The organism is Pseudomonas sp. KK4 (assembly GCF_001984065.1).
Lineage (GTDB): Bacteria > Pseudomonadota > Gammaproteobacteria > Pseudomonadales > Pseudomonadaceae > Aquipseudomonas.
The window spans coordinates 56,598-66,005 of sequence record NZ_LYVP01000022.1 but is presented as its reverse complement, the minus strand read 5'-3'; the positions used below and the strand labels follow the sequence as shown (position 1 = coordinate 66,005).

Annotated in this window: 9 protein-coding genes; 2 read left to right on the top strand and 7 right to left on the bottom strand. The window is 61.2% G+C overall.

The annotated features are described in order from the left end of the window. Window positions 1–80: 80 nt before the first annotated feature. Together B0W55_RS10765 and B0W55_RS10760 are read right to left on the bottom strand one after the other, a co-directional pair. Window positions 81–1,694, bottom strand: a complete 1,614-nt coding sequence (locus tag B0W55_RS10765; protein WP_077045980.1) for an inorganic phosphate transporter — start codon at window positions 1,692–1,694, stop codon at window positions 81–83. Window positions 1,695–1,973: 279 nt separating this feature from the next. After that, a complete protein-coding gene (locus tag B0W55_RS10760) occupies window positions 1,974–2,996 on the bottom strand; it encodes a transporter (RefSeq protein WP_077045979.1) in 1,023 nt (340 codons plus the stop codon). Between the two features lie 275 nt (window positions 2,997–3,271). Here B0W55_RS10760 and B0W55_RS10755 point away from each other — a divergent pair, with 275 nt between their 5' ends. Next, entirely contained in the window at window positions 3,272–4,897 is a 1,626-nt protein-coding gene (locus B0W55_RS10755; RefSeq protein ID WP_077045978.1) for a methyl-accepting chemotaxis protein, read from the top strand. A 65-nt stretch (window positions 4,898–4,962) separates the two neighbouring features. Here B0W55_RS10755 and B0W55_RS10750 read toward each other — a convergent pair whose 3' ends face one another. Together B0W55_RS10750 and B0W55_RS10745 are read right to left on the bottom strand one after the other, a co-directional pair. Further along, window positions 4,963–5,271, bottom strand: coding sequence for a PepSY domain-containing protein (locus B0W55_RS10750; RefSeq protein ID WP_077045977.1), 309 nt, complete (start codon window positions 5,269–5,271; stop codon window positions 4,963–4,965). A 179-nt stretch (window positions 5,272–5,450) separates the two neighbouring features. Further along, complete coding sequence (locus B0W55_RS10745; RefSeq protein WP_077045976.1) at window positions 5,451–6,578, bottom strand: glycerophosphodiester phosphodiesterase; 1,128 nt, start codon at window positions 6,576–6,578, stop codon at window positions 5,451–5,453. Window positions 6,579–6,795: 217 nt separating this feature from the next. On the opposite strand from B0W55_RS10745, the gene B0W55_RS10740 reads away from it, so the two are divergent. Further along, window positions 6,796–7,122 carry a DUF2025 family protein gene (locus B0W55_RS10740; protein WP_077045975.1) on the top strand — a complete coding sequence of 109 codons (327 nt, stop codon included), beginning with the start codon at window positions 6,796–6,798 and terminating at the stop codon, window positions 7,120–7,122. Between the two features lie 229 nt (window positions 7,123–7,351). Here B0W55_RS10740 and B0W55_RS10735 read toward each other — a convergent pair whose 3' ends face one another. From B0W55_RS10735 to B0W55_RS10725, 3 genes are all read right to left on the bottom strand, one after another. Then, window positions 7,352–8,071, bottom strand: coding sequence for a CTP synthase (locus tag B0W55_RS10735; RefSeq protein WP_077045974.1), 720 nt, complete (start codon window positions 8,069–8,071; stop codon window positions 7,352–7,354). Between the two features lie 13 nt (window positions 8,072–8,084). Beyond that, window positions 8,085–8,633 (bottom strand): DUF1003 domain-containing protein, encoded by a 549-nt coding sequence (locus tag B0W55_RS10730; protein WP_077045973.1) that lies wholly within the window; start codon window positions 8,631–8,633, stop codon window positions 8,085–8,087. Window positions 8,634–8,748: 115 nt separating this feature from the next. Then, complete coding sequence (locus B0W55_RS10725; RefSeq protein WP_077045972.1) at window positions 8,749–9,360, bottom strand: TetR/AcrR family transcriptional regulator; 612 nt, start codon at window positions 9,358–9,360, stop codon at window positions 8,749–8,751. Window positions 9,361–9,408: the final 48 nt, after the last annotated feature.

Here is a 9,408-nt window from a genome sequence, read left to right as displayed (position 1 = left end):
GCGGTGGGTCAGTCGACACATGTATTGACTGACCCACCGCTTTCGCGAGCAAGCCCGCTCCCACGTTTTTGTTGCGGTAATCAGAACATCTGGGTGAACAACCAGTACAGGCTGCCCGACAACACGATCGCTGCCGGCAAGGTCAGCACCCACGCCATCAGCAGGTTGCGGATGGTCTTCATCTGCAAGCCGCCGCCGTTGGCCACCATGGTCCCGGCCACGCCCGAGGACAGCACATGGGTGGTGGACACCGGCAGGCCGAACATGTCGGCCGCGCCGATGGTCAGCATGGCCACGGTTTCCGCCGAGGCACCCTGGGCATAGGTCAGGTGGGTCTTGCCGATCTTTTCACCGACCGTCACCACGATGCGTTTCCAGCCGACCATGGTGCCAAGGCCCAAGGCGATGGCCACCGCGATCTTCACCCACAGCGGGATGAACCGCGTGGAGCTGTCGATCTGCTGCTTGAACAGTTGCAGCTTGTTGGTGGTATCGGCATCGAAGTTGCCGACCTTGTTCTTGTCCATCAGGCGAATGGTTTCGCTGGTCAGGTACATGTCGTTACGCACGTTGCCCACGGCCTCGACCGGCACTTTGGCCAGCGAGCCATAACTCTTCACTTCGGCACCGATACTGCCGGTCAACGCGGCGAGTGCCGGCACCAATTGTGGCGTCGCTTCCTTGCTGCGCACGTAATCGGACAAGGTCGCGCGCGGGTCCGCCGGGGCTGGCAGGGGGGCACTTTTCACCAGTGCTTGCTGGGTGACTTCCGCCACGGCCGCGAACTGCAAGACCTGATCGGCGGGCATGGTGCGGTTCAGTGCGTAAGCCATCGGCAGCGTACCGACCAGGATCAGCATGATCAGGCCCATGCCTTTCTGGCCGTCGTTAGAACCATGGGCGAAGGACACGCCGGTGCAGGTCAGGATCAGCAAGCCGCGAATCCACCACGGTGGCGGGGTATTGCCTTGCGGCTCCTTGTACAGCGCACGGTTCTTGACGAAGGCGCGCAGGGCCAGCAGCAACAGCGCCGCGCAGCCGAAGCCCACCAGCGGCGACAGCAGCAGGGCGTAACCGATCTTGGTCGCCTGAGCCCAATCCACACCGCTGGTGCCATCGCGGCCGTGCATCAGGGCGTTGGCCACGCCGACACCGATGATCGAGCCGATCAGGGTGTGCGACGACGAGGCCGGCAAGCCCAGCCACCAGGTGCCGAGGTTCCACAGGATCGCGGCGATCAACAGGGCGAAGATCATCGCGAAACCGGCGGAGGAGCCGACCTGCAGAATCAGCTCCACCGGCAGCAGGGCGATGATGCCGAACGCCACCGCGCCGCTGGACAGCAGCACGCCAAGGAAGTTGAAGAACCCGGACCAGACCACCGCAAAGTTCGGCGGCAGCGAATGGGTGTAGATCACCGTGGCCACGGCGTTGGCCGTGTCATGGAAACCGTTGACGAACTCGAAGCCCAGGGCGATGAGCAGTGCCACACCGAGCAACAGGAAAGGTGTCCAAGTGGTCACCACGGTGCCGAGTTCGTGCATGTCGTGCATCAGGCTGTAGGCCGTGAACAACAGCCCCATGGCCAGTACTGCGAAAAACACGATGAAGGTGAGCAGGCCGGGTTTCTTGTCGAACTGCGGTCTACCGCTGGCGACGGGGGCTTGGGCGGCGGAGTAAGAGGGCGTAGCCATGCCGGACATCCTGAGGAAGGGAGGAGGTATCGGTCATGATCATTGCGAAATGTTACAAGGAGGCTGCGCTGGATCAGGGGTTGGGTTTTTTTTGGATCCGTTGATCTGAATCCCCGTCAGCATTTACTGAATCGCGCAAATCCCTGTGGCGAGGGAGCTTGCTCCCGTCCGGCTGCGAAGCAGTCGCCAATGGTCAAAGATCCGATTGACTGGGGCAGGAGATTTTGTGGCCGCTTCGCGACCCAACGGGAGCAAGCTCCCTCGCCACGAGGCGTGCGACTAATAATCCCGCCGCTTTCGAAACGCCCACCGCCCGGCAATCACGGTAAAGGTCACCACCAAGGCCACCAGAATCCAGAACCCTTCCGGGTCCTGCGCCAGGGGCACGCCGCCCACGTTCATGCCGAAAAAACCGGCGATGATGTTGATCGGCAATGCCAGCACGGTGACCACCGTCAGGGTGAACAGCGTGCGGTTGCTCTGTTCGTTGAGGTTGGCGGCGATCTCTTCCTGCAACAGCTTGATCCGCTCACCCAGGGCCGTCAGGTCGTTGATGATCAGCGCGAACTCCTCGGTGGATTTGCGCAGCTCCTTCACGTCTTCCTTCTGCAGCCACGGCGGCGGGCGATTGAGCAGGCGCAGCAGCGAGCCCGGCTCCAGCGCCAGCAGCCGCTGCAGGCGCACCAGCACCCGGCGATTGGCGCCGAGTTCGGCGCGGTTGGTCGACAGGCGCGAGGACAGCAACTCATCTTCGACCTGATCGACGCTCAGGCTGGTCTTGCGCACGATCTGCGTCAGCACCTCGCCCTGATCGCGCAGCAGGTGCACCAGCAATTCCAGGGGCGAACGAAAGCGCTCGCCGGCCTTCACCGACGAGCGCAACTTGTCCACCGAATGCAGCGGTTGCAGGCGAGCGCTGATGATCAGCTTGCTGCGCACGCACACCCACAGCGTCGAAACATCCGACGACACCATGCTGCTGAGGTTGAACACCACATCGTTGACCACCGCCAGCAACGCCGAATCCACATGCTCGATGCGCGTCGAGCGCGAGCCTTCATGCAGGGCTTCGAAAAACTCGTCGGGCAATTCCAGATGGCTTTTCATCCAGCGCTCGCACGCGGCATGGGCCAGGTTCAGGTGCAGCCAGAGGAATTCGTCGCTGTCCTCTTGATTCTGCAAACACCGCAACGCCTGGGCCGAATCAATTTCCCGACCGCGCTCGCCGGGGCGAAAACTGAAACCGTAGAGCAGGCCGAACAGGTCCGGGTCGCGATGGCTTTGATCGAGGCTGTGGTTCATGAGGACTCGCAAGGAAGGGGCGCCTGTCGCGGGTTTTACAGGTTCACTTGAGCCGCATCATCGCAAGGCAGGATGACGTTTTTGTGACGAGAACGTGAACGCAAACGATTGCCATACCGGTGGTCGGATTTTCCTCAAGAACCGCTCTGGCACGCCGATCACGGCTCAGTTATGTTGCGCGCCCGCGGCCAAAAGCCGAGGCCGCAGACAGGGATGTCCGGACACTTTTCACGCCTGCACCGGGCGTGTCTCATTCCTGCCATGAGTACCTTCCGATGTTTTTGCAAAAGTCCCTGAGAGCGCAAATTCTCGCCCTGTTGAGCGGCAGCCTGTTGGCGATGCTGTTGATCGCCCTGGCCTGTTTTCACTTTCTCTCCAGCGGCGTGCAACGCTACGCCAACCTGATCGAAGGGCCGCTGCACACCTCGCAATTGATCGACGAAGCCAACCTGCAATTCAAGGTGCAGGTGCAGGAATGGAAAAACGTTTTGCTGCGCGGCAAGCAGCCAGCGGACCTGACCAAGTACTGGTCGCAGTTCGAAGAGCGCCAGCGCGATGTGCAGGGCATCCTCGGCGAACTGGCGGGGCAGAAGGGCATCGAGCCGTCGCTCAAGACTCGTATCGAGCGTCTGCGCGATGAGCACCGTCAGCTTGGCGCGGCGTATCAGAAGGGCCGCGATGCCTACGTGGCCGCCGGTGCCGACCCAACGGCGGGCGACACCGCGGTCAAAGGCATGGACCGCGCCACCAGCGAGCAGATGAGCGAACTGGTCAGCGAATTGCGCAAGCAGGGCGCCGAGCAATCGACGCTGATCAGCGCCAATGCCGATCGCACCGTGCTGCTGGGGATTATCGTAATGCTGGCCTCAGGGCTGTTGATCGGCCTGCTGAGCCTGTGGCTGGTCAACCGTAACCTGGTCGAGCCGATCCGCCGACTGATCGAATACGTGGCGCAACTGAGCCAGGGCAAATTCGCCGAGCGCGTGTCCAGCAGCCGTCAGGACGAACTGGGCAAACTGGCCATGGCCGCCAACACCCTGCGCGATTTTCTCGCCGAAACCTTTACGCGATTGCAGCGCAGCGCGTCGGATCTGGACAGCGCCAGCGGCGAACTCAACGCCATCGCCAGCCTGATGGCCTGCGGCACCAGCGAGCAATTCAACCGCACCGATCAGGTGGCCACGGCGATGAACGAAATGTCCGCCACCGCCCAGGAAGTCGCGCGCCATGCCGCCGATGCCGCGCGGGCCGCCGACGACGCCGATCAGTCGGCGCAGCAGGGCGAAAAAGTCATGCAGGGCACCATCCAGATCATCACCCGCATGCGCGGTGAAATCGCCAACACCGCCACGGTGATCCGTCAGTTGGAGACCGACAGCGGTCGCATCGGCAAGGTGCTGGAAGTGATTCGCGGCATCGCCGAACAGACCAACCTGCTGGCGCTCAACGCCGCCATCGAAGCGGCCCGCGCCGGTGAAGCCGGGCGCGGTTTCGCGGTGGTGGCCGACGAAGTGCGCAGCCTGGCCCAGCGCACGGCGGCGTCGATCATCGAGATCAACCAGATTATCGAGACCGTCCAGACCGGTGCGGTGGATGCCGCCCAGGCGATCGAAAGCGGCCAGTCGCGCAGTGAAGAAAGCGTGCTGCAAGTGACCGAGGCCGGCGCCATGCTCGAGCGCATCACCCTGGCGGTGGAGGCCATCCGTGACATGAACCGGCAGATCGCCACCGCCGCCGAAGAGCAAACCTCGGTGGCCGAAGACATCTCGCGCAACCTCACCGAGATCACCAGCATCGCCAGTACCAATCTGGACAATGTGCAGCGCACGGAAGCGGCGAGTAACAACCTGCATGGCTTGTCGGGGGAATTGAACGAGGTGACGGCGCGGTTGAGCGCCTGATCAATCCCTCAGGCACAAAAAAGCCGCACGATCGGCAACATCGTGCGGCTTTTTTGCAGGGGGTGTCAGTCGTCTTTCTTGTTCTTCAGGACTTCGCCGGTGGCGGCGTTGAGGTCCACGTCCCATTCAACGCCTTGGGCGTCCTTCAGCTCCACTTCGTATTCGAAGAGGGTGGTGTGGTTGTCCAGGTCGCTGTCGGTAATCGTCGCGCCAGGGTGCAGCTTCATCACGATCTGGTTCAGTTCTTCCAGCGGCTTGATCTTGCCGTCCTTGACCAACTGAGGGATCTGATCGACGGGAACATCCTTGGCCTGGGCCAGGCCCGCGGTGAGGGTCAGGGTGGCAGCGGTGAACAGGGCAGTCAGCGTCTTCATGGGGTTCATTCCTTGGTTGAACTGTTTAAGTGGGCTCAGGTTAACTTTTGTAACTTAATCCACCCTTAAAATTCCCTTTGCCTTGTGCGTCCGCATCGCGAGCAAGCTTGCTCCTACAAGAGCGGCGCGATACCTGTAGGAGCGAGGCTTGCCCGCGATGAACGCACCTCGGTCGCGGATCAATACCCGTTGTTCTTCAACACCTGATCTACACTCGCCGGCGCCGGGCGTTTATAGAACTTCAACAACTCGCTGGCGCGGTTGGTGAAAATCCCGTCGACACCTGCATCCATGACCTTCTGGTAATCCACCGGCTCATCGATGGTGTAGACGTGCACCAACAGGCCCTGATCATGGGTGTACTGGTTCATCCACGGCTGCACCAGATCCGAATAACTCTGATCGCCACCCTTGGTCAACGCGGCGGACGGCCCCGTGCCTATCGCACCCTGGGCCTTGGCGTAATCGACCCAGCGGTGGAACTCGGCTTTGTCCTTGGGTTGCTGTTTGGCGTAGTACGCGGCCTTGTCCTTCTCGCCGGACTCGGCAAAGGTCACTTTCGATGCCGGCTCGATGCTGCCTTCGCCGACCCACAGCAACAGGATCTTCGGCACCTTCGGCATTTCTTTTTGCAGCAGTTCGAGGCTGCTCTTTTCGAAGGTTTGCAAAATCACCTTGCCTTTGCCCTGGCCGACGCCCAGTTCGCTTTTCGCCAGTTTCGAACCGGCGGGGCTCAGCCAGCCGCGATCCTGGAGTTTCTCCTTCAGGTCATGCTCGATGCCGGGAAATTGCTTGGGCTCTTTGGTCTCGATGTACAGGCCCGGCTTGTGCAGCGGGTTGCCCTGGGCGATGTCGATGATTTCATCGAGGGTGAGGATTTTCAGGCCCACGAATGCCGGGCGCGCCCGATCCGGGTACGCGGTGTTGAACCAACTGCCGGCGTCCAGGGTTTTCAGCTCGGCCATGGTGAAGGCGTTGGCCGAGCTGTCCTTGCGCTCGGGGAATTTGGTGGCGACGTCGGTGGTGCGCTGCAGGTTGTTGTCGTGCAGGGCGAACAGCACGCCGTCCTTGCTGCGTTGCAGGTCCATTTCCAGGTAGTCGGCGCCCAGGTCGCGGGCGGTTTTGTAGGCGGCGGCGGTGGATTCCGGGGCGTCGAACGAGGCGCCACGGTGGGCGATGACGGCCGGATACGGGATGCCTTGTCGTGCGGCCAACGCAGCGGGGCCAGGCTCACTGGCGGCCTGAGCCTGGCCGAGAGCGAGTAACAGGCCCAACATCAACGCGCTTTTGTTGAAGAGTGACGGCATGCTCGAGATCCTTTCGCGATAAATTCAAGACGACCCTTTTAACAACTGAGCGTGGCCAGCGCTATCGCGAGAACGACATAAACCGGTTTAAAGCTGATGTCGGTCAGCGTTTTTGTCGATGCGTTTGCAGTACGCTGCCCCCGACCATTTCCCCGGAAGAGGGAAAGCCATTGCCTGTCTTGTGTGTAAACCGATGAACATTTTCGTGAGGTTTACCATGCGCATCACTTCCCAACTGATCTGCCAGGCGGCCGATCAACTCCAGGGCTTCGTCGGCCTCAACCGCAAGACCGGCCATTACCTCGTGCGCTTCAGCGAAGACGCCTTCGGCATGGACGTGGCCGACGAAGGCATCATTCCCACCCGCGAGTTTGTCTGGGTGCCGGGACCGGATCAGACCATGACCCTCAAGCGCGAGTTGATCCAGTTGTTGCTGGACCAGAATATGGATCAGCGGCTCAACATCAGCGAGCCGTTGCGGGTGTACATGCAGCGGCGGGAAGTGCCGGAGATATCGGCGGTGCGTCGGTTGGTTCGGGCTTGAGATGTGTGGTGTAGGTTATGGCCCCTTCGCGAGCAAGCCCGCTCCCACCGTTGACCGAGTTGTTCAGGCTCTTGTGGGAGCTGACTTGCTCCCACAGTCGACCGAGTTGTCCAGACGAACACTGGACCCCTGTGGGAGCGGGCTTGCTCGCGAAGGCAGTCTCAAGCACACCCGATCAATTACAGGCTGAACTGATACTCCCGCTCAACCCGACACCACGGCGTGGTGATCATTGTTGCTGCCCCGCACACGCCTCGACCAGTGCCCGCGCCAACGGCGGCAGGATGCCCTTGAGCGCCGCGCGTTCTGGCTGGAACAGGGTGGCGACGAAAAACGGGTGACCGCTGAGTTCGATCGCCCGCAAGCCTTGCGCCGAGTCGTGGCCAACGCGATGGAGGTCTTGTTGAAACAGCGCCTGCTCGAACTGCGGATTCACACCGTAGTTGCAGCGATAGCCTTCAACAATCTCTGACGTTTCGTACGCCTGAGCAATCAACGAACCTTCAACCAGATGAACAGTGTCGACGGCTTCCACCAGCGAACAGGCCAGCGGTGTGACCACAGCACGAGCGGCATCGGGCGAGGTTTCGCCATGCTCGGCATCCAACCAACCCAGCACGTTGCGGGCATATTCCAGCACCGCGTGCTGAAAACCCCCACAGGTTCCGAGGAAGGGGCGCTGATGTTCGCGGGCGAATCGTATCGCCCGCAGCGCGCCGTCCTCGCTGCGGTAAGGGCTGGCGGGCACACACCAGAAGCCGTTGAACTCACCCAGTGGTGTGTCGGTGTCAATGCTGTCTGTGGCCAGCCATTGTCCTTGCACCTTCAAACCGGTGTGGTCGGCTGCCATGTCGAGGGCCACGGGAATGGCCTGGTGGGCGGTGACTTTGGGGTCGTAGTCGCCGATCAGGGCGATGCGAATGTTCGGTTGCTCAGGCGTCGTGTCCATGTGTTTTCCTGGTTCAAGCATGCGTTTGTGGCGGCTCGTCCCTGAGCACGAAATGCTGATGCATCTCGGTGGTCAGGCTTTCGATGCGTTCGGTCAGTTCTTTGGTCAGTTGGGTCAGTTGGGTGTTTTGTTCCAGCAACTGAAGCAACTGCGCGGTGTTCTGCGCTGCCTGCACCTGGCGTTGGCTGTTGATGGTTGCCAGTTCTTCGCGGTGTTGCGCATCGGCTTCAGACTGGGCCTTGTCTCGTGCGGCCTGACGGGTTTGGGCCAGCAGGATCAGCGGCGCGGCGTAGGCCGATTGCAGGCTGAACGCCAGGTTGAGCAGGATGAACGGGTAGACGTCGAAGTGGGTGAAGCCGAACAGGTTGATGCACACCCAGATCACCACGATCAGCGTCTGAGCACCGAGGAAGGTCGGGGTGCCGAAGAAGCGTGCGAAGGCTTCGGCGCGCAGGGCGAATTTGTCGTTGCCGAAGGTCGGTCCCAAGTGGGCGTGATGACGAAGAAAACGCAGGTGATCGGCGGGGGGTGTGGCGCTGGTTTCGCTGGTGGATTTGTTCATGGTGATCTCTGAATGTCGCTGGGGCAGAGGCTCACTATAGCCCCGGCGCCAGTTTCATTCTGAAACACATTGCGATGGGTTTCCGCCCGTGGGAGATCCGGGCTCAAGTTGTCATTTATTGCACCTGGTAACAGGCCAGGAACATGTCCAGCGCCGACTCCACCACCGTGCCTTGCATCTCGAGCGCCAGGTTCGGTTGGCCCATGGAAATCTGCGGCCAGAACGCGAAGGACTTGAGCAGGCCCTGCACCTGTTGCGCGGCAAACTCGGGGGCGACCGGTTTCAGGCGACCGTCGGCTTGAGCGGCGCGAATCCACACCGTCAGACCTTCTTCATGCTCACCCATGCGGGCCACCATGCTCTGCGAGCGCTCGGGGGAGTGGATGGTCGCTGCAATGGCCACCCGCGCCAGGTCGAGGAAATTGTCATCGGCCAGCATCTGCACCTTTTTCAGCAACAAGGGCCGCAACTGATCGCGCAGGGGCGCTTCGGGACGATAGGGGGCTTCTTGCTCCGCCGTCACGCGGGCCCACAGTTGATTGAGGATCTCGGCGAACAACTCTTCCTTGCTGGGGAAATGGTTGTACACCGTGCGCTTCGACACGCTGGCGGTGGCAGCGATTTTGTCCATGCTGGTGATGTCGAAACCGTTGGCACGGAATTCGGCGATCGCCGCCTGAATGATGGCTTCGCGTTTGCGGTCGGTGAGGCGCTGTGGAGCTGTCATAAATACGCTTCGGCAGGAAGGGAAGGAAAATTACACTCAGCAGTTTAC